The organism is Jannaschia sp. R86511, assembly GCF_042466345.1.
Taxonomy (GTDB): Bacteria; Actinomycetota; Actinomycetes; order Actinomycetales; family JBBAYJ01; genus Aquipuribacter.
Genome location: NZ_JAXHCD010000001.1, coordinates 3,377,784 through 3,400,787, shown reverse-complemented (window position 1 = coordinate 3,400,787; position 23,004 = coordinate 3,377,784). Strand labels below are relative to the sequence as shown.

Genomic DNA, 23,004 nt, shown 5'->3' with positions numbered 1-23,004 from the left:
CGCATGAGGACCCTCCTGCGACGACGCCGGTCCCAGCCGGACGACCTCGGGGTGGTCGGCACCGCGCGGGTCGCCGAGACCGGCCACCTGCCCCGGGGGCGTCGGCGCGCCGGTGAGGTCGCCGTCCTGGACCTGCCCCACCTCGACCGCGCGACCGCGCAGGCCCTGGTCGACCGCGCCCCCGCGGCGGTGCTGCTGGCCGGGGACGCGACCTCGCGCCGCTACCCCCACCGGGGCCCCGAGCTGCTGCTGGAGGCCGGGATCCCGCTCGTGGACCGGCTCGGGCCGCACCTGATGGACACCTTCCCCGACGGCACCACGGTGCGCGTCGACGACGGCCGGGTGCTCGTGGGGGCCGGACGTGACCGCTGGGTCGACACCCAGGTGCCGTTGCAGGGCCGGGTGCAGGACCTCGCCGGCGTCCGGGCGGCCGTGGAGCAGGCGGCCCGCAGCATGACCACCCAGCTGGAGGCCTTCGCCGAGAGCACGGCCCAGGTGCTGTCGGTCGAGCGCGACCTGCTGCTGGAGGGTGACGGCGTCCCGCAGCTGCCCGTCCGGCTGGCGGGCCGGCCCGTGGTGGTCGTGGCCGCCGGGTACGGGCACCGGGAGGACTTGCGCCGGCTCAGGACCTTCGTGGCGGAGCGGCGACCGGTCCTCGTCGGGGTGGAGAGCGGCGCCGACGCGCTGGTGGAGGCCGGGCTGCGTCCCGACGTCGTGGTGACCGACGCCGACGCCGGCGACGGGGTGCCCGCCGGGGTGGCAGCGCTGTCGTCCGGGGCCCACGTCGTCGTGCACTGCCGTCCGGGCGGGGCGGCGCCGTCGTCGTCCGACCCGGGCAGCAGCCGGTTCGAGTCCCGGCTGAGCACCGAGGACACCGCCATCCTGCTGGCCCACGGCAACGGGGCGGGCTGCATCGTCACCGTCGGCTCCCACGCCACGCTCGAGGAGTTCCTCGACCGTGGCCGGTCCGGGTCGGCGAGCTCGTTCCTGACCCGGCTGCGGGCGGGCGGCACGTTGGTCGACGCCGGCACGGTCGCGCTCCTGCACCAGCCGCGCCGGCACTGGGCCACGGTGCTGCTGCTGGTGCTGGCCGTCCTGGTGGCGGGCCTGTCGGTCGCCGCGGCCACCCCCTGGGGCCAGGACCAGCTGGCCGGGCTGGCCGAGGCGGCCCGCGGCTGGCCGTGGACGGGAACCGGCGGCTCCGGAGGCTAGGCGCGCGGCCGGCCGCACCCGGCTCGACCGTGCCCGGGGGCCCCGGGCTACCGTCTGCCCACGACGTCGAGCACCCCGGCCCGACCGGGCCCGGGGGCTCGGCCCGCGCGGTCAGGAGGTCCCGGCAGTGACGACCAGGCCCACCCCGACGGTGGCCGGCGGTGCGACGCCGCCCCACGGGGCCACCGGGTGCCCCCGCGCCGTCGTGGTGCTCTCCTCGCCGACCAAGACCGTCCGGGTGCACGTCCGGGGCCTGGTCCGCCGCCTGCTGCTGGCGGGGGTGGACGTGCGCCTGGCCGCGTCGCGCGCCGTCCTGGCGTCCTTCGCCGACGTGCTGGACGTGGACGTCCACGGGACCGTGCTGCCGCTGGGCGAGGACGTCCGCCCGGTCCACGACCTGGCGGCGGCCAGCACGCTGCGCGCCGCCCTGCGCAACCACGGCACCGACGTCGTTCACGCCCACGGCTTCCGGGCCGGGGCCGTCGCGGCGCTGGCCGTGCGGACCCTGCGCCGTCGCCCGGCCCTGGTGACCACGTGGCACTCGCTGCCGTACCCGGGCGACGGCGGCCGGGTGGCGCTGCGCGCGGGGGAGCGGCTGGTCGCCCGCTCCAGCGACGTCACGCTCGCCCCCAGCAGCGACCTGCTCCGACGGGCCGAGGGCCTGGGGGCCCGCCGGGCGCGGCTGTCCCCGGTGGCCGCACCGGCGGCCCGCCCGCCTGCGGGGGAGCGGGCCGACGTCCGGGCCGCGCTGGCCGCCGAGCTCGGCCTGCCGGTCGACGTGCCCTGGATCCTCACGGTCGGGCGGATCGTGCCGCAGAAGAACCACGACCTGCTGCTGGACGCCTCGGCCCGCTGGCGCGGCCTGCACCCGTGCCCGCAGGTCCTCGTGGTCGGCGTCGGGCCGGCCCCGGTGGTGACGCGGCTGCGGCGGACCATCGCCGAGGCCGACCTGCCCGTGCACCTGCTGGGGGCGCGGGACGACATCGCGGCGCTCATGCACGCCGCAGACGTGTTCGTCCTCACCTCCCGCTGGGAGGCCCCGGCGCTGTCGGTGCAGGAGGCCATGCGGGCGCACCTGCCGGTGGTGTCCACGGCCGTGGGCGGGGTGCCGGACGTGCTGGGTGACACCGGCGTGCTGGTCCCGGGCGGTGACCTCGAGGCGTTCGCGGTGGAGGTGGCGCACCTGCTGAGCGACCCGGCGCGGGCGCTCGCCCTGGCCGAGTCGGCCAGCCGCCGGGCCGGCTCGCTGCCCGACGAGGACGACGTGGCCGTCGACGTCCTCGACGCCTACGCCGAGGCCTGTGCCGTCCGTCCCACCGGCCCGCGGCGAAACCCGGTGGCCCCCGCCGACTGATAACGTCGAGGTCCGTGGTGCAGCGCGCGGTCACTCAGCAGATATTCGTCACCGGGGGCGTCGCCTCGTCCCTCGGCAAGGGGCTGACCGCCTCGAGCCTGGGCCGGCTCCTGCGGGCCAGGGGCATGCGGGTGGTCATGCAGAAGCTGGACCCCTACCTCAACGTCGACCCCGGCACCATGAACCCGTTCCAGCACGGCGAGGTGTACGTCACCGAGGACGGCGCCGAGACCGACCTGGACATCGGGCACTACGAGCGGTTCCTCGACATCGACCTGGACGCCGCAGCCAACGTGACGACCGGGCAGGTGTACTCGGCCGTCATCGCCAAGGAGCGGCGCGGGGAGTACCTGGGCGACACCGTCCAGGTCATCCCGCACATCACCGACGAGATCAAGGCCCGGATGCGGGCCAAGGCCGGCTCCGACGTCGACGTCATCATCACCGAGATCGGCGGCACGGTCGGCGACATCGAGTCCCTGCCCTTCCTCGAGGCCGCCCGCCAGGTACGCCAGGACGTCGGCCGCGACGACGTGTTCTTCGTCCACGTCTCCCTGGTGCCGTTCATCGGCCCGTCGGGGGAGCAGAAGACCAAGCCGACCCAGCACTCCGTGGCGGCCCTGCGCAGCATCGGCATCCAGCCCGACGCCATCGTGTGCCGCGCCGACCGCCACATCCCCGACTCGGTCAAGCGCAAGATCGCCAACTCCTGCGACGTCGACCTCGAGGGTGTCGTCGCCGCCATCGACGCACCGTCCATCTACGACATCCCCAAGGTGCTGCACTCCGAGGGCCTGGACGCCTACGTGGTGCGCCGCCTGGGCCTGCCGTTCCGGGACGTCGACTGGACGCAGTGGGACGAGCTGCTGCGCACGGTCCACCACCCCGCCCACGAGGTCGAGGTCGCGCTGGTCGGCAAGTACACCGACCTGCCCGACGCCTACCTGTCGGTGACCGAGGCGCTGCGGGCCGGCGGCTTCGCCAACGACGCCCGGGTCCGGCTGCGCTGGGTGCCCTCGGACAGCTGCGACACCCCCGAGGGTGCGCGGCGCGCGCTGGAGGGCGTGGACGCGGTCTGCGTTCCCGGCGGGTTCGGCATCCGCGGCATCGAGGGCAAGCTCGGCACGCTGCGCTGGGCGCGGGAGAACCGGGTGCCGACCCTGGGACTGTGCCTGGGCCTGCAGAGCATGGTCATCGAGTACGCCCGCACCGTGCTGGGCCTCGAGGACGCGAGCAGCTCGGAGTTCGACCCGGACACCACGCACCCGGTCGTGGCGACCATGGCCGAGCAGCAGGACATCGTGGCCGGCGGCGGCGACCTGGGCGGCACCATGCGGCTGGGGTCCTACACGGCCCGGCTGGCGGAGGGCAGCGTCGTGGCGGGCGTCTACGACGCCACCACCTGCGTGGAGCGGCACCGGCACCGGTACGAGGTCAACAACGCCTACCGCGGCCGGCTCGCCGAGGCCGGCCTGGTGTTCTCCGGCACCAGCCCGGACGGGGCGCTGGTGGAGTTCGTCGAGCTGCCCCGCGAGGTCCACCCGTTCTACGTCGGCACGCAGGCCCACCCGGAGTTCCGGTCCCGGCCGACCCGGGCCCACCCGCTCTTCGCCGGCCTCGTCGCCGCGGCGCTGCAGCGGCAGGCCGAGGAGCGGCTCGACCTGGACGAGACCGACCTGGACCCGGACCACGGCGACGAGCGACCGGAGAAGGTCGCCGACGACTCGGCCCCGGTCGCCGCCGCCACCCGCGCGGGGGCCTGAGGTGCCCGCCGACCGGTACGCCCCGCGGCCGGTCGTCCGGCGCGAGCGGCTCGTCGACGGCATGAAGTGGGACGTCGTCGCCGACGACTTCCTGCTGGAGCCGCCCGAGGGCCGTGACGGCGAGGAGCACTCCACCGTCCGTCGGCAGTACCTCGAGCACCCCGGCGCGGTCAGCGTGCTCGCCCTGGACGACCAGGAGCGGGTCCTGCTGCTGCGGCAGTACCGCCACCCGGTGCGCCACGACCTGTGGGAGCTGCCCGCCGGCCTGCTCGACCTGGACGGCGAGGAGCCGGTGCTGGCCGCGGCGCGCGAGCTTCTGGGAGGAGGTCGACCTGCGGGCCGGCCGCTACGACCTGCTCGTGGACTTCCTCAACTCCCCGGGCGGCTCGGACGAGGCGCAGCGCGTCTTCCTGGCCCGCGACGTCGAGCTGGTGCCCGAGGCCGAGCGGTTCACCCGCGAGCACGAGGAGGCCGGCATCATCACGGCCTGGGTGCCTCTGGCCGAGGCCGTGGCCGACGTCCTGGCCGGACGGGTGCAGAACCCGGGTGCCGTGATCGCCGTGCTGGCGGCCGACGCCGCCCGCCGGGCCGGCTGGTCGACCCTGCGCCCCGTCGACAGCCCGTGGCCGATGCACCCCACCCGCCGTCCCGTCCCGCGCGGCAGCGACGCGCTGAGCACCTAGACTCCCCGGAGCCCGTCAGCCCCGAGAAGACAGAGGTCCACCCCGTGCTTCGCACCCACACGGCCGGCGCCCTGAGCGCCGCCACGACCGGCACCGCCGTCACCCTGACCGGTTGGGTCGCGCGCCGTCGCGACCACGGCGGCGTCGCGTTCATCGACCTGCGGGACGCCTCGGGCGTCGTGCAGGTGGTCGTGCGGGACGAGACGATCGAGTCCTCCGGCGCCCACGAGCTGCGCAACGAGTACTGCGTCAAGGTGTCCGGCACGGTGCGCCGCCGCCCCGAGGGCAACGAGAACCCGGCGCTGCCGACGGGCGAGGTCGAGGTCGACGTCGACGAGCTCGAGGTGCTGAGCCCGGCCGACCCGCTGCCGTTCCAGGTGGACGAGCACGTCGAGGTGGGTGAGGAGGCCCGGCTGCGTCACCGCTACCTCGACCTGCGCCGCCCCGGCCCCGCCGCCGCGATGCGGCTGCGCAGCGAGGTCAACAAGGCCGCCCGCACCGTCCTGGACGCCCAGGGTTTCGTCGAGGTCGAGACGCCGACCCTGACCCGGTCCACGCCCGAGGGCGCCCGCGACTTCGTCGTGCCGGCCCGCCTGGCGCCCGGCTCGTTCTACGCGCTGCCCCAGAGCCCCCAGCTGTTCAAGCAGCTGCTGATGGTCGGCGGGCTCGAGCGGTACTACCAGATCGCCCGCTGCTACCGCGACGAGGACTTCCGCGCCGACCGGCAGCCGGAGTTCACCCAGCTCGACGTCGAGATGAGCTTCGTCGAGCAGGACGACGTCATCGCGGTCGGCGAGGACGTGCTGCGCGCGCTGTGGTCGCTGGTCGGCCACGAGGTCGGTGAGGTCCCGCGGATGACCTACGCCGACGCGATGGCCCGCTACGGCTCGGACAAGCCCGACCTGCGCTTCGGCCTGGAGCTGGTCGACTGCACCGACTACTTCGCCGACACCCCGTTCCGGGTGTTCCAGCAGAAGGCCACCGGCGGGCACGTCGGCGCCGTTGTCATGCCCGGCGGTGCCGGGCAGCCCCGCAAGGTGCTCGACGCCTGGCAGGAGTGGGCCAAGCAGCGCGGCGCCAAGGGCCTGGCCTACGTGCTCGTCGCGGAGGACGGCACCCTGGGCGGCCCCGTGGCCAAGAACCTGTCCGAGGCCGAGCGCGAGGGCCTCGTCGCCCACGTCGGCGCCTCGGTCGGCGACTGCATCTTCTTCGGCGCCGGCCCCGCGTCGGAGGCCCGGGCCCTGCTCGGTGCGGCGCGGGTCGAGATCGCCCGCCGCACGGGCCTGATCGACGCGGCCGACGCCGCGGCGCCCGGCGGCAAGGCCTGGTCCTTCGTCTGGGTCGTCGACGCGCCGATGTTCGAGTCGTCCGCCTCGGCCACCGCCGCAGGCGACGTCGCGGTCGGCGCGGGGGAGTGGACGGCCGTGCACCACGCCTTCACCTCGCCCAAGCCCGAGTTCCTCGACACGTTCGACACCGAGCCGGGCCGCGCACTCGCCTACGCCTACGACATCGTCTGCAACGGCAACGAGATCGGCGGCGGGTCCATCCGTATCCACCGCCGCGACGTGCAGGAGCGGGTGTTCCGGATCATGGGGATCGACGCCGACGCCGCGCAGGAGAAGTTCGGGTTCCTGCTCGACGCGTTCAAGTTCGGCGCCCCGCCCCACGGCGGGATCGCGTTCGGCTGGGACCGGATCGTCATGCTGCTGGCCGGGGCCGAGTCCCTGCGCGAGGTCATCGCGTTCCCCAAGTCCGGCGGCGGCCACGACCCGCTGACCGGCGCGCCGGCCCCCATCAGCGCCCTCCAGCGCAAGGAGGCCGGCATCGACGCCAAGCCGGAGCCCGCGCCCCAGGCCTGACCCGTCCCCCGGGGGTTGGCAGCCGGAAGTGTCGGGATCGACCGCCTCCGGGGCCCGGATCACGACCGTGCCGACTGCCAACCCCAGGGTCGGCGGGCCGGAGGGCGGGACGGGGGCACTGTGGACGGTCAGGTGAGCTCACGGGTGGCGTAGTCGTGGCCGGTGGCGAACCCGATCCGTTCGTACAGCGCCCTCGCCACGGTGTTGCCCGACCACAGCGCCAGGCTGACCGCCGGGGCGGTGCGCAGCAGGTGCCGCGTCATGCCCACGGTCAGGGCGGCGCCGAGGCCCTGGCGCCGGGCCGACGGCGACACCGCGATCGAGGCCAGGTGCGGCACCCCCGGCCGGTGGTACGACGCGGCCCCGCAGGCCAGCAGCCGGCCGTCGGGCCCGGGGACCGCCGCCCAGGCCAGCCCCCCGGGACGGCCCGGTCGGACGTAGGCGTCCGGGTTGGCCTCGTCGAGCAGGGCGTCGACGGCGGCCGGGTCCGGGTCCCAGGTCAGCCGGTCCTCGCCCGGCACCGCCGGCAGCGGGCGGGTGGTGGCCACCCAGCGCCAGAGCGCGCCGTTGTCCGGGTGGGCGAAGGGCAGCGGGACACGGGCGTCGACCGTGACCTCGTGCGGGCGCGGGCCCGGCAGAGGTCCTCGACCACCTCACCGACCCGGGCCACGTCGCCTCCGACGTGCAGGCCGCCCCGGGCGAAGTACGACGTGGGCGCGTGCTGCACGGCCCACCAGCCCTCGCCCACACGCACCTGCTGCACCGCGGCCGGGGCCAGGTGGTGCACGACGTAGGGGTCCCGGCCCGAGGCGCGCACGGCGTCGGTCCAGGCCCGGCCGACCGCCCGACCGGGAACGCCGGTCGCACCCGCCGCGCCGGTCGCGCCCGCTGCGCCGGTCGCGCCCGCCGCACCGGTCGCGCCGGCCGCACCGGGCGACCGGGTCACTCGCTGACCCCGAACCGGTCGTGCAGCCGGCGCAGCGGCCGCGGCGCCCACCAGTTCCACTCGCCCAGCAGCGTCATGGTCGCCGGCACCAGCAGGATCCGGACCAGCGTGGCGTCGATGGCCACGGCGGTGGCCAGGGCGACGCCGGTCTGCTTGATGATGAGCAGCTCGCCGGTCACGAACCCCGCGAACACGAAGACGATGATGAGCGCGGCCGAGGTGATGATCCGCCCGGAGCGCTGCAGCCCGGCGGCCACGGCCTCGTCGTTGGCCATCCCGGCGTCGCGCAGCTCCTTGATCCGGGCCAGCAGGAACACCTCGTAGTCCATGGCCAGGCCGAAGCCCAGGGCCAGGACCAGCGGCGGGATGAACGCCTCTATGCCCCCGGTGGACGTGAAGCCCAGCAGGTCCTCGCCCCAGCCGTCCTGGAACACGAGCACGAGGACGCCGAAGGACGCGCCCAGCGACAGCACGTTGAGGACCAGCGCCTTGGCGGGGATCAGCAGCGAGCCGGTCATCAGGAACAGCAGGACCAACGTGGCCGCGACCACCACCCCGATCGCCAGCGGGGCGTCGCGCACCAGCGAGGCGGTGAAGTCGTCCAACGACGCGGCCAGCCCCGTCACGTACGTCTCCGTCCCGACGTCCAGCGCGCGGACCTGCTCGATGACGGCCAGGGCCGGTGCGGACGAGGCGTCCGGCACGGTCAGGTCGACGTCGACGACGGTGATGTCGCCCGACGGGCGCGGCGGGCGGACCGCGTCGACGTCGTCCAGGTCCTCGACCTGCTGCACCAGGTCCGCGACGACCGCCTCGTCGGTCGTGGTCAGCACCACCGTCACGGCGGGCGCCGACAGGGCGGGGAAGTCCTCGTCGAGGGTGTCGAAGAGCTCGCGCTGCTCGTTGCCGGCGGGCAGCAGGGCCGTGCCGGACGAGCGCAGCTGCATGTCCAGCGCCGGGACCGTGAGCACGGCCAGGACCGCCGTGGTCCCCACCGCCACCAGCCAGGGCCGGCGCTGGGTCCACGCGGCCAGGACGGAGAAGAACCCGGTCTCGGGCGGGACGTCGCCGAACGCCGTCGACAGGCGTCGCAGCCCCGGGACCCGGCGCACCGTGCCGGGGCGCAGCAGCCGGTCCCCGCCCGCGGCCAGCAGGGCCGGGACCAGGGTCAGCGCGACCAGCAGCGCGACGACCACGACGCTGAGCCCGGCCGCGCCCACGGCGCGCAGGATCGACGCCTCGAACAGCAGCAGGCCCGACAGGCTGAGGGCGACCGTGATGCCGGAGAACATGACCGTCCGGCCGGCGGTGGCCATGGTCCGGCGCAGCGCGTCGACCCGCTGCTCGCGGGCGCTGTGACGGTGCCGGTGGCCGGGGACCTGCGCGTCGGCCGGCAGGTCGGCCGGGTCCCGGCGGGCCTCCTCGCGGTAGCGGGACACGATCAGCAGGCCGTAGTCGATGCTCAGCCCGAGCCCCAGCACCGTGAGGATGCTGACCACGGAGGAGTCGATCTCGACCAGGTACGAGAAGCCCAGCAGGCTGGCCAGGGCGGCCGCGACCGACGCCACCGCCCCGACGATCGGGATGCCCGCGGCCAGGAACCCGCCGAACACGAACACCATGACCGCCAGGGACAGCGGCAGGGCGATCAGCTCGCCGCTGCGCAGGTCCTCCTCGACCTGGCCGGTGATGGCCTCGACCAGCTGGTCGACCCCGCCGACCGTGCCGGAGGTCCCGGGCAGGTCGGCCTCGACGTCGGCGACCAGCCGGTCGAGGCGGGCCACGGTGGCCTCGAGGTCGGCCTCGGCCATGTCGTCGGCCGGCACCACCACGACGACCACGGCGTCGGCCCCGGTCGACACGTAGGCCCCGGCGCGCGGGTCGTCGGGCCCGAACGCGAACGGGTCGGCGACCGACTGGACCCCGGCCACGGCGGCCAGGTCCTCCCGGGCCTGCCCGACCAGCTCGGCCAGGACCGGGTCGGCGGGGTCCACGTCACGCAGCAGCGTGGTCAGCACCGCGCCGGACTCGGAGGCCTCGGCGACTAGCTCGGTCGCGGTCAGCGACTCGCCCGGCACCGTGGGCTCGCCCGAGGTCAGCCGGTCGAACAGGGACTGGTTGCCGAACCCGCCGCCGGCCAGCGTGAACGCGCTGAGGGCGACCGCCAGCCAGGTCACCAGGGTCACCCAAGGGTGGTGGCCGACCAGGCCACCGAGACGACCGAGCAGACTGTGATGACGGCGCACACCGATAGGTTGGCAGCAGTGGACGCCACCCCAGACCCCGCCCTGCCGCTCGCGGTGCGGATGCGACCCGGCCGGGTCGACGAGCTCGTCGGCCAGCAGCACCTGCTGGCCCCCGGTTCACCGCTGCGCCGGCTGGTGGAGCCGCGCCCGGGGGCCGACCGGATCGGGCCCAGCTCGCTCGTGCTGTGGGGCCCGCCGGGGGTGGGCAAGACCAGCATCGCCCACCTGGTGGCCTCGGTCCCGGGCCGTCGCTACCGCGAGCTGTCCGCGGTGACGGCCGGGGTGAAGGACGTCCGCGCGGTCATCGACGACGCCCGCCACGCCCGGGACGGGCTCGAGCAGGCCGAGACGGTGCTCTTCATCGACGAGATCCACCGCTTCAGCCGCTCCCAGCAGGACGCCCTGCTGCCGGCGGTGGAGAACCGGCTGGTGACGCTGGTCGCGGCGACGACGGAGAACCCGTCGTTCTCGGTCGTCTCGCCGCTGCTGTCGCGCTCGCTGGTGCTGACGCTGCGCCCCCTGACCGACGACGACATCGACGGCCTGCTGGCCCGGGCGCTGACCGACCCGCGTGGCCTGGCGGGCCGGGTGGAGCTGTCGCAGGAGGCCCGCGAGCACCTGGTGCGCCTGGCCGGCGGGGACGCCCGGCGCGCGCTGACGATCCTGGAGGCCGCGGCGGGGGCGGCCCTGGCCCGGACCGCCCACGCTGCGCCCGACGACGCGGGCGACGTCGCGACGGACGGCGCGACGGACGGCGCGACGGATGATGCGACGGCCGTGGTCGTCGAGCTGGCCGACGCCGAGGCGGCGGTCGACGTGGCCGCGGTCCGCTACGACCGGGAGGGCGACCAGCACTACGACGTGGCCAGCGCGCTGATCAAGTCGGTGCGGGGCAGCGACGTGGACGCCGCCCTGCACTACCTGGCGCGCATGCTCGAGGCGGGGGAGGACCCCCGGTTCGTGGCCCGGCGGTTGATGATCAGCGCGTCGGAGGACATCGGCATGGCCGACCCGTCGGCGCTGCAGACCGCCGTGGCCGCGGCCCAGTCCGTCGCCCTGATCGGCATGCCCGAGGCCCGCATCGTGCTGGGCCAGGCCGTGGTCCACCTGGCCACCGCGCCCAAGTCCAACGCCGCCTACCTGGCCGTGGACGCCGCGATCGCCGACGTCCGGGCCGGCAAGGGGGTCGGGGTGCCCGCGCACCTGCGTGACGCCCACTACAGCGGCGCCCAGAAGCTCGGCCACGGGCAGGGCTACCGCTACGCCCACGACGAGGAGCACGGCGTGGCCGCGCAGCAGTACCTGCCCGACGACCTCGTCGACGCGGAGTACTACCGGCCCACCGACCGGGGGGTGGAGGCCCGCCTGGGCGAGCGGCTGCAGCGGCTGCGGGCGCTGCTGGGTCGCCGGTCCAGCAGGTAGGGTCCCCGACATGTCTGCAGGAGATGTCGCAGGGCTGATCGCGGCCATCGCGTTCGTGCTGCTCGTCGGCGCGCTCGCCGTGCCGCTGGTCAAGCTCGGCTCGCTCATCGACGAGGCGCGGATCACCGTCCGCAACCTGTCGAACGAGACCACCCCGCTCATCGCGGGCGTGACGACCACGGTCGAGCAGACCAACGCCCAGCTCGGCAAGGTCGACGTGATCACCACCAACGTCGCCTCGACCACCACGAACGTGTCGGCGCTCACCGCCCTGTTCGCCGCGACGCTGGGCAGCCCGATCATCCGGGTCGCCGCGTTCACCTACGGCGTCCGCCAGGCCGTCACGGGCGCCCGCAGCGGGCGCAAGGCCGGACGGCGGGCCCGGTGAGCCGGGCCCTCTGGGCGGCCGCCGGCGCCGTCGTGGGCGTCGTCGTGGTCCGCAAGGTCACGTCCTCGCTGCGCCGCGCCACGCCGGAGTCGGTGGCCGACGCCGGCGCCCGGTTCGCCGGCGCCGTGGGCAGCAAGGCGTCGCAGGGGCTGACCGGCCAGGTGCGCCGGCTGGCCGACAACGTCGCCGACTTCGCCGCCGCCGTGCGCGAGAACGCGGCCGAGCGCGAGGACCTGCTGCGCAGCGCCCTCGGCGTGGACGTCGAGACCGGCGGCATCGACCCGGACGACGCCCGCGACCTGCTGCAGCACCCGACGCAGCGCCACGAGGACCGACGGGCCGGCTGAGCGCGCCGGCCCGACGCCGACCCCGCCGCACCACCCGCCCGGCACCACCCCGCACGATCACCCGGCCCGCGACCAGCGGGCCCGTGAGAGGACCCCCAGATGGAGACCGCCGAGATCCGCCGCCGGTGGCTGTCGTTCTTCGAGCAGCGCGGCCACACCGTGGTGCCGAGCGCCTCGCTCGTCTCGCCCGACCCGTCGCTGCTGTTCACCGTGGCCGGCATGGTGCCGTTCATCCCGTACCTGACCGGCCGGGAGACCCCGCCCTACTCCCGCGCGACCAGCGTGCAGAAGTGCGTCCGGACCCTCGACATCGAGGAGGTCGGCCGTACGACGCGCCACGGCACGTTCTTCCAGATGAACGGCAACTTCAGCTTCGGCGACTACTTCAAGGCCGATGCGATCCGGTTCGCCTGGGACCTGCTCACCACCAGCCAGGACGACGGCGGGTACGGCTTCGACCCGGAGACCCTGTGGGCCACGGTCTACGAGGAGGACGACGAGGCGTACGGGCTGTGGCAGGAGGTCGCCGGGCTGCCGCCCGAGCGGATCCAGCGCCGCGGCCGCACCGACAACTACTGGTCCACCGGCCAGCCGGGCCCGGCCGGCCCCTGCTCGGAGATCTACGTCGACCGCGGCCCGGCCTACGGCGTGGACGGCGGCCCTGTGGCCGACGAGGACCGCTACCTCGAGGTCTGGAACCTCGTGTTCATGCAGTACGAGATCGACCAGGTCCGCAGCAAGGAGGAGTTCCGCGTCCTCGGCGAGCTGCCCTCCAAGAACATCGACACCGGCATGGGCCTGGAGCGCGTCGCGCTGCTGCTGCAGGGCGTCGAGAACATGTACGAGATCGACGAGGTCCGCCCCGTGCTGGACCGCGCGGCCGCGCTGGCCGGCGTCACCTACGGCGCCGGCACCGTGGACGGGCACGACGCGACCGACGGCACGCCCGAGCAGGCGGCGGCGCACGAGACCGACGTCCGCCTGCGCGTGGTCGCCGACCACGTCCGCAGCGCGCTCATGCTCATCGGTGACGGCGTCCGCCCCGGCAACGAGGGTGCCGGCTACGTGCTGCGTCGCCTGGTCCGTCGGGCCGTGCGCGCGATGCGGCTGCTGGGCGTGCAGACGCCCGTGCTGCCCGAGCTGCTGCCGGTCAGCATGGAGCGGATGAGCCGCTCCTACCCCGAGCTGCGCGCCGACTTCGGCCGGATCTCCACCATCGCCTACGCCGAGGAGGACGCCTTCCGGCGCACGCTGGACTCCGGCACCGCCCGGTTCACCGCGGCGGCCGACGGCACCCGGGCGCAGGGTCGCCGGTCGGTGTCCGCGAAGGAGGCCTTCGCGCTGCACGACACCTACGGCTTCCCGATCGACCTGACGCTGGAGATGGCGGCCGAGCAGGGCCTGGCCGTCGACGCCGACGGGTTCCGGCGGCTCATGGGCGAGCAGCGCGAACGCGCCCGCGCGGACGCCCGGGCCAAGAAGACCGGCGGGGTCGACACCAGCGTCTACCGCGCGGTGGCCGACGGGGCGGGCGGGCCCGTCACGTTCACCGGCTACGACACCACCACCAGGGACGCCACCGTGGTCGGCCTGCTGGTGGACGGCGCGTCCGTCCCCGCGGCCACCGAGGGCGCCGACGTCGAGCTGGTCCTGGACCGCACCCCGTTCTACGCCGAGGGCGGCGGCCAGCTGCCCGACGCGGGCACCGTGCGGACGTCCTCGGGGGCGAGCGTCGACGTGGTCGACGTGCAGAGCCCCATCACGGGCCTGATCGTGCACCGCGGCCGGGTCACCGGCGGCGAGGTCGTGGTGGGCGACGGCGTGCGCGCCGAGGTCGACCTGGAGCGGCGCCGGTCCATCAGCCGCGCCCACACCGCCACGCACATGGTTCACAAGGCCATCCGCGAGGCCCTGGGGGAGACCGCGACCCAGGCCGGCTCGGAGAACGCGCCCGGCCGGTTCCGGTTCGACTTCAGCTCCTCCGGGCCGGTCCCGCCGACGGTGCTGCGCGACGTCGAGCAGCGGGTCAACACGCTGCTGGCGGACGACCTCGAGGTCACCGCCGAGGTCATGACCCAGGAGCAGGCCCGCGCCGCGGGCGCGATGGCCCTGTTCGGCGAGAAGTACGGCGACGCAGTCCGCGTGGTGTCGGTCGGCGACTGGGCCCGCGAGCTGTGCGGCGGCACCCACGTCGAACGCTCCGGCCAGCTGGGCGTGGTCACGCTGCTGGGCGAGGCCAGCATCGGCGCCGGCGTGCGGCGGGTCGAGGCCCTGGTCGGCGTGGACGCCTACGCCCACCTGGCGCGGGAGCACGTGCTGCTGGCCAGCGTCACCGACGCCCTCAAGGTCCGCCCGGACGAGGTGCCCGAGCGCGTCGAGCAGATCGTCACCCGGCTGCGCGAGGCCGAGAAGGAGCTGCAGCGCCTCCAGGGCGAGAAGGTGCTGGCGGCCGCCCCGACCCTGGCCGCGCAGGCCGAGGACCTGGCCGGCACCCGGTTCGTCGCGGCCCACGTCGGCGAGGTCGGCGGCGACGACGTGCGCTCGCTCGTCCTGGACGTGCGGCAGCGGCTGGGTGCGACGTCGGCGGTCGTGGCCCTGACCGCGGTGGCCAAGGGCCGCCCGCTCGTGGTGATCGCCACCAACGAGGCGGCTCGCGAGGCCGGGGTCGCGGCCGGGGCGCTGGTCAAGGTCGCGGCCGGGGTACTCGGCGGCGGGGGCGGCGGCAAGCCGGACCTGGCCCAGGGCGGCGGGACCGACCCGGGCGCGGTCGAGCAGGCCCTGGCGGCCGTCCGGCGCGAGGTGTCCGGGACGGTCGGGGCCTGATCGCGTGGGTGCCCGCCTGGCCGTAGACGTCGGCAGCGTGCGGATCGGGGTCGCCGTGAGCGACCCCCGCCGCGCGGTGGCGGTGCCGCTGGACACCGTGGCCCGGGCGAAGGACGGCTCCGACCTGCGGGCGCTGGCCGCCATCGCGCTCGAGCGCGAGGTCGACGACGTCGTGGTCGGGCTGCCGGTCGGGCTGTCCGGGCGGGAGGGGCCCGCGGCGACGGCCGTGCGGGCGTTCACGCAGACCCTGGCCGACGCCCTGGCCCCGCTGCCCGTGCTGCTCGTCGACGAGCGGCTGACGACCACGTCGGCGCACCAGGTCCTGCACGCCGCAGGGCGTCCGGGCCGACGGCACCGTACGGTGGTGGACAGGACGGCCGCCGCGATCCTGCTCCAGACGGTGCTCGACGCCGAGACGGGGAGCGGGGGAGCAGGCAGCCCGGGGAGCACCGCAGCACTCGGGGAACCCGTACCACCCACGGGGACGGCCGACAGGAGCGACGAATGACCTACCGGGACCCCGGTGGCAGCCCCACGTCCGGCGACGGCGCCACCACCGACGCCGACCTCGACCAGCTGCGCCGCACCAGCCCGCGCCGCGCAGCCCGCATCGAGGCCGAGCGCGCGCGGGGCGGGGTGGCTGCGGCCCCCGGCGCCGTGCCCGTCACGCCCGCCGCGGACCAGCCGTTCGACCAGTACGCCCCCGAGCCGGGTCACGGCCAGGCGTACGAGCCGACGGTCCGGGCCTACGAGTCCCGGGACCCCGCGCCGGGGCCGGTTCAGGACCACACCCACGACCAGGGGCCCGACGCGCACGCGACGGAGCACGCGCAGGACCACGCGGAGCACCCGTACGACCACGCGCCGGGGTACGCCCCGGACCACGCGGAGCACCCGTACGACCACGCGCCGGGGTACGCCCCGGACCACGCGGAGCACCCCGACGCCCACGCGCACGACCACGCGGAGCACGCCCACGAGCCCGCGGCGGAACCGGTCCACGACCACGCGCACGAGCCGGTGCACGACTACGCGCACGAGCCCGCCTACGCCGGCGCCGCGCCGTACGCCGAGCACCACTTCGACGAGCCGCACCACGACGACGCCTTCGGCGACCCGGTCAGCGACGGCTACGTCAGCACGGCCGCGTTCGCGCCGCCGCCCCGCCGCCGGCCCCGCTGGGTCGGGCTGCTGGCGCTGGTGATGACCGTCGGCGTGGTCGGGGTGGCCGGCTGGTTCGCCTACCAGGGCCTGCGCCCGGTGATCGCGGACATCCAGGGCGTCGAGCTGTTCGCCGGGGCCGAGGACTTCGAGGGCAGCGGCACGGGCTCGGTCGAGGTGGTCGTGGCCCCCGGCGACACGGGCCGCGAGATGGGCCAGACGCTGCTGGACGCCGGGGTGGTGGCCAGCGTGGAGGCGTTCGTGGAGGCCGCCAACGCCGACCCGCGCTTCACGTCGGTCCAGCCCGGCACCTACACGGTGGCCCAGCAGCTGCCGGCCGCCGACGCCGTCGCCGCGCTGGTGGACCCGGCCAACCGGGAGACCAACACCGTGGTCGTGGCCGAGGGGCTGCGGGTGGACCAGGCCCTGGAGCGCCTCGCCGAGGGCACCGGGCTACCGCTGGCCGACCTGGAGGCGGCCGTGGCCGCCGCCGAGCTGCCCCCCGCGGCCGGCGCCGAGGGCGTCGTCGACCCGGCCGAGGGCTTCCTGTACCCCGACGGCTACCAGTTCGGCGACGACCCGACGGCGCAGGAGGTCGTCGACACGATGATCGCGCGGGGCCAGGAGGTGCTGGCCGAGCTGGGCGTGGCCCCGGAGGACCAGCTCGAGGTGCTGACCAAGGCCAGCCTGGTGCAGGGCGAGGCCCGCCTGGACGAGGACTTCGGCCGGGTGGCGCAGGTGGTGGACAACCGGTTGGCGATCGACCAGCCGCTGGGCCTGGACTCGACCGTGAACTACGCCACGCAGACCTTCGACACCCGCACGACGGCCGAGCAGCGCGACTCGGACTCGCCGTACAACACCTACCGGTTCCCCGGGCTGCCGCCGGGACCGATCAAGTCGCCGGGCCGGCAGGCCATCGAGGCCGTGGTGTCGCCCACTCCCGGGCCGTGGCTGTACTTCGTCACGGTGGACCTGTGCACGGGGGAGACCGCGTTCGCCGAGACCTTCGAGGAGCACCAGGCCAACGTGCAGGTGCTCAACGCGTGGCAGCGCGAGAACACGGCGGACGACGGCTCGCTGATCTGTGGCTGAGCCGGGCGACGACCGCCGGGCCGCGGTGCTCGGGCACCCGGTGCGGCACTCGCTGTCGCCGCTGCTGCACCGGGCGGCCTACCGCGCCCTGGGCCTGACCGGGTGGCGCTACGACGCGGTCGACGTCGACGAGCCGGAGCTGGCGCGCTTCGTGGCCGGACTGGGCCCGGAGTGGGCGGGCCTGTCGCTGACCATGCCGCTCAAGCAGGCCGTGCTGCCCCTGCTGGACGAGGTCGACGACACGGTCGCCGTGACGGGCGCGTGCAACACGCTGCTGCTGCGCGACGGCCACCGGTCGGGGGCCAACACCGACGTGGCCGGCATCCTCGCGGCCCTGCGCGAGGCCGGCGCCGGACCGGACGGCACGGTCGCCGTGGCCCACGTCCTGGGCGGTGGCGCGACGGCAGCCTCCACGGTGCTCGCGCTGCGCCGGCTGGGCTGCCCGGTGCCCGTCGTGCACGTCCGCGACCGCGCGCGGGCCGGGGCGGTGCTGGCCGCCGCCGAGCGCTGCGGCAGCGCCGTGGACCTGCAGCCCTGGCCGGACCGGACCGGTCTGGCCGCCGCGCTGGCCGCCGCCGACGTGGTCGTGTCGACCACCCCGGCCGGCAGCGCCGACGCGGTGGCCGCCGTGCTGCCCGGCGTCGTCACCGGCACCCTGCTGGACGTCGCCTACGACCCCTGGCCGAGCCGGCTGGCGGCGGCCTGGGGCGCGGCCGGGGGAGCGGTGGCCCCGGGGTCGCTCATGCTGCTGCACCAGGCCGCGGAGCAGGTCCGGCTCATGACGGGGCGGCCGGCCCCGGGTGCGCCCATGCGGGTGGCGCTGGCGGAGGTCCGGCCCGAGATCTCCTGACGGCGTCAAGGCGGGGCCCGGTCGCGCCGAACTGACCCGCATGACCCTCCTCCCTGGCCTGCCCGGCGGGACCCGGGTGAGCCGATGAAGCAGCTCACCGACATCCTGCTCGACGAGCAGCTGGTGGACCCGGCCCAGCTGGACGAGGCGTGGCAGGAGCACGAACGCGTCGGCCGCCCGCTGGGGCGCATCCTCGTCGAGATGGGCCACATCACCGAGGCCCAGCTGGTCGCGGCCCTGGCCAGCCAGATCGGCCTGGACTTCGTCGACCTGTCCGACCACGCGGTCGACGCCACGGCGGTGGCGGTCCTCAACCCGGCCATCGCGCGCCGGCACACCGTGCTGCCGATCGGCTACGACGAGCAGGGCCGGTTGCTGCTGGCCATGGCCGACCCGGGCAACGTGTTCGCCCTGGACGACGTCCGGCAGATCACCGGGCGCGAGCCGCGGCCCATCGTGGCCACCCGCGACGACCTGCTGGCCGCCATCGACCGGTACTGCCGCGCCGACGCGGACATGGACGACATCACCAACGCGATGGACGCCGACGAGCTCGAGGACGAGCTCAGCCACGTGCGCGAGATCGTCGAGGACGCGCCGATCGTCAAGTACGTCAACATGCTCATCACCCAGGCCATCCAGGACCGGGCCAGCGACATCCACGTGGAACCGGGCGAGGACAACCTGCGCATCCGCTACCGCATCGACGGCGTGCTGCACGAGATCATGCGCTCGCCCAAGGCGATCGCGTCCGGCGTCACCAGCCGGCTCAAGATCATGAGTGACATCGACATCGCGGAGCGGCGCAAGCCGCAGGACGGCCGGCTGTCGATCAACGCCAACGGCCGCAAGATCGACCTGCGCGTGGCGACGCTGCCCACGGTGTGGGGCGAGAAGATCGTCATGCGGATCCTGGACAACAGCAACACCCGGATGGGGCTGCGCGACCTGGGTTTCAGCGAGGAGAACTTCGACCGGTTCGAGCAGAGCTACACCAAGCCGTACGGCGCGATCCTCGTCACCGGCCCCACCGGGTCGGGCAAGTCCACGACGCTGTACGCCACCCTCAACGTGGTCTCCAAGCCCGAGATCAACGTCATCACGGTGGAGGACCCGGTCGAGTACCGCCTGCCGGGCATCAACCAGGTGCAGGTCAACCCCAAGGCGGGTCTGACCTTCGCGGCCGCGCTGCGCTCGATCCTGCGCTCGGACCCCGACGTGGTGCTGCTGGGTGAGATCCGCGACCACGAGACCGCGCAGATCTCGATCGAGGCGGCCCTGACCGGGCACCTGGTGCTGTCCACGCTGCACACCAACGACGCCCCGTCGGCCATCACCAGGCTGACCGAGATGGACGTCGAGCCGTTCCTCGTCGGCTCGGCGCTGGACTCCGTGCTCGCCCAGCGGCTGGCCCGCAAGCTGTGCAGCAAGTGCGCCGAGGAGTACACGCCCGAGCGGGACGACCTGCGCGCGGTCCGCTTCGGCCTGCCCGACGACGAGCCGGTGCCCGTGCTGCGCCGCCCGGTCGGCTGCCCGTCGTGCGCCAAGACCGGCTACAAGGGCCGGCTGGCGCTGCACGAGGTGATGACGGTCAGCGAGGAGATCGAGCGCCTGACCGTCAGCCGCGCCTCGGCCACCGAGATCGCCGCGGTGGCCCGGGAGCAGGGCATGACCACGTTGCGCCAGGACGGCATGGCCAAGGTCCGCGCGGGTGTGACGACCATCGACGAGATCCTGCGGGTGGTCGCGTGACCTCGCGCCTCAAGGCGGCCCCCGGGACGTCCGATGGACCCCCAGGACACCCGTCCCCCGGACCCCGGTCCGACCGACGCAGGCCTGAGCACAGCAGGGATGACACGTGAGCGAGCAGGGCTACCAGCCGAACAGCTACGCCTTCGACGGCAGCGCGCACCCGGCCCCGGGCGTGCCCGCGGCCGGGTACCAGGACGTCGGCGGCCCCGTGGCGCCGCCCGTCCCGCCGGCCGCGGCGGCCGTGTACACCCCCGGCGTGCTGCCGCGCGAGGACGAGTGGCAGGCCGCGCCCGCGGCGCAGGCCTACGACTACCGCAGCGCCGTCCGCGACTCCGGCGCGTACGTCGGCGACGACCAGCTCGAGGGGCACGGCGTCGACATCGACGGCGACTTCTCGGCCGTGGCCGCGCGCTTCGACGACGTGCCCGCCGGGCCCGTCGAGGTCGAGATGCCGGCGTCGACGCACGAGGAGTTCGAGCTCAACGCCGTGCTCATCGACCTCAAGGAGCGCGGCGGCTCCGACCTGCACCTGACCGCCAACGCCTCGCCGGCCATGCGGCTGTCGGGGGAGCTGGTGCAGCTCGACGAGTACGCCAAGCTCACCCCGGCCGACACGCAGCGGGTGCTGTACTCGATCCTCACCCAGAAGCAGCGCGAGAAGTTCGAGGAGAACCTCGAGCTGGACCTGTCGTACTCGGTGCCCGGCCACGCCCGGTACCGCGTCAACATCTACCGCCAGCGCGAGTCCCTGGGCGCGGCGTTCCGGCTGATCCCGTTCGAGATCAAGCCCCTGGAGGAGCTCGGCGTCCCGCCGGTGGTCAACAACTTCTCGGGCCTGCCGCGCGGGATGGTGCTGGTGACCGGGCCTACGGGCTCCGGCAAGTCGACGACCCTGGCCGCCGTGGTCGACCGCGCGAACCGCACGCGCAAGGACCACATCATGACCGTCGAGGACCCGATCGAGTTCCTGCACCACCACAAGGGCTGCCTGGTCAACCAGCGCGAGGTCGGCGAGGACACCCTGAGCTTCGCCGCCGCGCTCAAGCACGTGCTGCGCCAGGACCCCGACATCATCCTGGTCGGCGAGATGCGCGACCTGGAGACCATCCACGTCGCCCTGACCGCGGCCGAGACCGGCCACCTGGTGTTCGGCACGCTGCACACGGCGGACGCCGCGCAGACCATCGACCGCGTCATCGACGTGTTCCCGGCCCACCAGCAGCAGCAGGTCCGCACCCAGCTGGCCGGCGCCATCCAGGGCGTGGTCTGCCAGACCCTGTGCAAGAAGGCCGACGGACGCGGCCGGGTCGTGGCCACCGAGGTCATGGTGGCGACCCCCGGCATCCGCAACCTGATCCGCGAGGGCAAGACGCACCAGATCTACTCGGCCATGCAGGCCGGCGCGCAGCACGGCATGCACACCCTCGACCAGCACCTGGCCGAGCTCGTGCGCACCAACCAGATCACGTGGGAGCACGGGCTCGAGAAGTGCCACCACGTCGAGGACTACCAGCGCCTGACCGGGCGCGGCTGAGCCCGGCGACGGAGCAGAGGAGCCACCTGATGGCAGCGACCAAGACCTACGAGTACAGCGTCCGCGACCGCGCGGGCAAGCTGGCCTCGGGCAAGCTCGACGCCCCGAACGAGGCCGTCCTCGTCACCAAGCTCAAGGCCATGGGCTACGCCCCGGTCAGCGTGCGCGAGTCCGGCGGCGGGCTGAACAAGGACATCGAGCTGCCGTTCGGCAACGGGGTCAAGCTCAAGGACCTCGCGATCATGTCGCGGCAGTTCGCCACGATGATCAACTCGGGGCTGTCGCTGCTGCGGGCGCTGACGATCCTGGCCGACCAGACGGACAACAAGAAGCTGGCCAGGACGCTGGGCGAGGTCCGCGGCGAGGTCGAGACCGGTGTGTCGCTGTCGGCGTCGCTGGCCAAGCACCCGGAGGTCTTCCCGCCGCTGATGATCAACATGATCCGGGCCGGCGAGGTCGGCGGGTTCCTGGACGCGGTGCTGCTGCAGATCGCCGAGAACTACGAGGCCGAGGTCAAGCTCCGCAACAAGGTCAAGTCGGCGATGACCTACCCCGTCGTGGTGTTCGTCATCGCGATCCTGGCCGTGATCGGCATGCTGCTCTTCATCGTCCCGATCTTCTCGACGATGTTCGCCGACCTGGGCGGTGAGCTGCCGGCACCGACCAAGGTGCTGGTCTGGCTGTCCGCGGCGCTCAAGGTGACCGCCATCCCCATCGCCGTGCTCATCGTGGTCGCGGTCGCCGTCTGGGGGAGGGTCAAGCACCTGGAGAAGGTGCGCAACGTCGTGGACCCGCTGTCCCTCAAGATGCCCGTGTTCGGCCAGCTGGTGCAGAAGATCGCCCTGAGCCGGTTCGCCCGCAACCTGGGCACCATGATCAGCTCCGGCGTGCCGATCCTGCAGGCGCTGGACATCGTGGCCGACACCACGGGCAACATGGTGCTGGCCCGCGCCATCCGTGACGTGCAGCAGAGCGTGCGGCAGGGCGAGAGCCTGGCCGGCCCGCTGAACAACCACCCGGTGTTCCCGTCGATGGTGGTGCAGATGCTGGCCGTCGGCGAGGACACCGGCGCCATGGACACCATGCTGCACAAGATCAGCGAGTTCTACGACCAGGAGGTCGAGGCCACCACCGAGGCCCTCACCAGCCTGATCGAGCCGTTGATGATCGCGTTCCTGGGCGCCATCGTCGGCGCCATGATCGTCGCGCTCTACATGCCGATCTTCTCGGTGTTCACCCTCATCGAGTAGACCGCGGGGCGGCCGGACAGGCCATCCAGGACGGTGCCACACGGCCCGGTCGCCCAACAGGGCGGCCGGGCCGTAACCGTGCCGTGACCAGCGCAGACGTGCCCGCTACGCCCTCCGGGTGACGGCGGTCGCGAAGGGCTCAAGGGACGCGGTCGGACGCCGATGTCCCCGGTGTCATCGAGCACGGCCAGACAAGGCACTCCCGCCGCGAGGCGGGGTCGCAAAGCCAGGGGACCCGTCCGGGTCGGCCCAGCTGCCTCGGCCGGCGCACCCGCGCCGCGAGGGACCGGTCACAGCTCACGGTCAGTCTTCTCGA

At 74.4% G+C, this 23,004-nt stretch carries 16 protein-coding genes, 2 pseudogenes and 1 riboswitch; of the genes and pseudogenes, 16 read left to right on the top strand and 2 right to left on the bottom strand.

Features of this window, described 5'->3' with window-relative positions:
- The first annotated feature begins 3 nt into the window (after nucleotides 1-3).
- The 6 genes and pseudogenes from steA to aspS all read left to right on the top strand — a co-directional run bounded on the left by steA (nucleotide 4) and on the right by aspS (nucleotide 6,874).
- Nucleotides 4-1,212: a putative cytokinetic ring protein SteA gene (gene steA, locus SJY06_RS15875; protein WP_380168506.1), complete on the top strand. Its 1,209-nt coding sequence runs from the start codon at nucleotides 4-6 to the stop codon at nucleotides 1,210-1,212.
- Between the two features lie 127 nt (nucleotides 1,213-1,339).
- Nucleotides 1,340-2,566, top strand: a complete 1,227-nt coding sequence (locus SJY06_RS15870; protein ID WP_380168505.1) for a glycosyltransferase family 4 protein — start codon at nucleotides 1,340-1,342, stop codon at nucleotides 2,564-2,566.
- A gap of 17 nt (nucleotides 2,567-2,583) precedes the next feature.
- Nucleotides 2,584-4,203, top strand: a pseudogene (locus tag SJY06_RS15865) (CTP synthase); the annotation flags it as partial.
- A gap of 187 nt (nucleotides 4,204-4,390) precedes the next feature.
- Nucleotides 4,391-4,633: pseudogene (locus SJY06_RS15860) on the top strand (NUDIX domain-containing protein); the annotation flags it as partial.
- Between the two features lie 55 nt (nucleotides 4,634-4,688).
- A complete protein-coding gene (locus SJY06_RS15855; RefSeq protein WP_380169751.1) occupies nucleotides 4,689-5,012 on the top strand; it encodes a hypothetical protein in 324 nt (107 codons plus the stop codon).
- Between the two features lie 44 nt (nucleotides 5,013-5,056).
- Complete coding sequence (gene aspS / locus SJY06_RS15850) at nucleotides 5,057-6,874, top strand: aspartate--tRNA ligase (protein ID WP_380169721.1); 1,818 nt, start codon at nucleotides 5,057-5,059, stop codon at nucleotides 6,872-6,874.
- A gap of 128 nt (nucleotides 6,875-7,002) precedes the next feature.
- On the opposite strand, the gene SJY06_RS15845 is transcribed toward aspS, so the two are convergent.
- Both SJY06_RS15845 and SJY06_RS15840 read right to left on the bottom strand, forming a co-directional pair.
- The gene (locus tag SJY06_RS15845) at nucleotides 7,003-7,422 is read right to left on the bottom strand and encodes a GNAT family N-acetyltransferase (protein ID WP_380168504.1); all 420 of its coding nucleotides are present in this window, start codon (nucleotides 7,420-7,422) and stop codon (nucleotides 7,003-7,005) included.
- A 394-nt stretch (nucleotides 7,423-7,816) separates the two neighbouring features.
- Complete coding sequence (locus tag SJY06_RS15840; protein ID WP_380168503.1) at nucleotides 7,817-10,006, bottom strand: MMPL family transporter; 2,190 nt, start codon at nucleotides 10,004-10,006, stop codon at nucleotides 7,817-7,819.
- 78 nt (nucleotides 10,007-10,084) lie between these two features.
- On the opposite strand from SJY06_RS15840, the gene SJY06_RS15835 reads away from it, so the two are divergent.
- The 10 genes from SJY06_RS15835 to SJY06_RS15790 all read left to right on the top strand — a co-directional run bounded on the left by SJY06_RS15835 (nucleotide 10,085) and on the right by SJY06_RS15790 (nucleotide 22,688).
- Nucleotides 10,085-11,488: a replication-associated recombination protein A gene (locus SJY06_RS15835; RefSeq protein WP_380168502.1), complete on the top strand. Its 1,404-nt coding sequence runs from the start codon at nucleotides 10,085-10,087 to the stop codon at nucleotides 11,486-11,488.
- Between the two features lie 10 nt (nucleotides 11,489-11,498).
- Entirely contained in the window at nucleotides 11,499-11,876 is a 378-nt protein-coding gene (locus SJY06_RS15830) for a DUF948 domain-containing protein (RefSeq protein WP_380168501.1), read from the top strand.
- On the top strand, nucleotides 11,873-12,223 hold the full coding sequence (locus SJY06_RS15825) for a hypothetical protein (RefSeq protein WP_380168500.1): 351 nt from the start codon (nucleotides 11,873-11,875) through the stop codon (nucleotides 12,221-12,223). The genes SJY06_RS15830 and SJY06_RS15825 overlap by 4 nt, the downstream gene beginning before the upstream one ends.
- A 99-nt stretch (nucleotides 12,224-12,322) precedes the next feature.
- A complete protein-coding gene (gene alaS / locus SJY06_RS15820) occupies nucleotides 12,323-15,046 on the top strand; it encodes an alanine--tRNA ligase (protein ID WP_380168499.1) in 2,724 nt (907 codons plus the stop codon).
- A 4-nt stretch (nucleotides 15,047-15,050) separates the two neighbouring features.
- Nucleotides 15,051-15,554 (top strand): Holliday junction resolvase RuvX, encoded by a 504-nt coding sequence (ruvX, locus tag SJY06_RS15815; protein ID WP_380168498.1) that lies wholly within the window; start codon nucleotides 15,051-15,053, stop codon nucleotides 15,552-15,554.
- Nucleotides 15,551-17,302, top strand: coding sequence for an endolytic transglycosylase MltG (gene mltG, locus SJY06_RS15810; protein ID WP_380168497.1), 1,752 nt, complete (start codon nucleotides 15,551-15,553; stop codon nucleotides 17,300-17,302). The genes ruvX and mltG overlap by 4 nt, the downstream gene beginning before the upstream one ends.
- On the top strand, nucleotides 17,295-18,152 hold the full coding sequence (locus SJY06_RS15805; protein ID WP_380168496.1) for a shikimate dehydrogenase: 858 nt from the start codon (nucleotides 17,295-17,297) through the stop codon (nucleotides 18,150-18,152). The genes mltG and SJY06_RS15805 overlap by 8 nt, the downstream gene beginning before the upstream one ends.
- 84 nt (nucleotides 18,153-18,236) lie before the next feature.
- Nucleotides 18,237-19,904, top strand: a complete 1,668-nt coding sequence (locus tag SJY06_RS15800; protein WP_380168495.1) for a GspE/PulE family protein — start codon at nucleotides 18,237-18,239, stop codon at nucleotides 19,902-19,904.
- Nucleotides 19,905-20,010: 106 nt separating this feature from the next.
- The gene (locus SJY06_RS15795; protein ID WP_380168494.1) at nucleotides 20,011-21,438 is read left to right on the top strand and encodes a type IV pilus twitching motility protein PilT; all 1,428 of its coding nucleotides are present in this window, start codon (nucleotides 20,011-20,013) and stop codon (nucleotides 21,436-21,438) included.
- Nucleotides 21,439-21,467: 29 nt separating this feature from the next.
- Complete coding sequence (locus tag SJY06_RS15790) at nucleotides 21,468-22,688, top strand: type II secretion system F family protein (RefSeq protein ID WP_380168493.1); 1,221 nt, start codon at nucleotides 21,468-21,470, stop codon at nucleotides 22,686-22,688.
- Nucleotides 22,689-22,873: 185 nt separating this feature from the next.
- Nucleotides 22,874-22,949: riboswitch (cyclic di-GMP riboswitch) on the top strand.
- The last annotated feature ends 55 nt before the right edge of the window (nucleotides 22,950-23,004 follow it).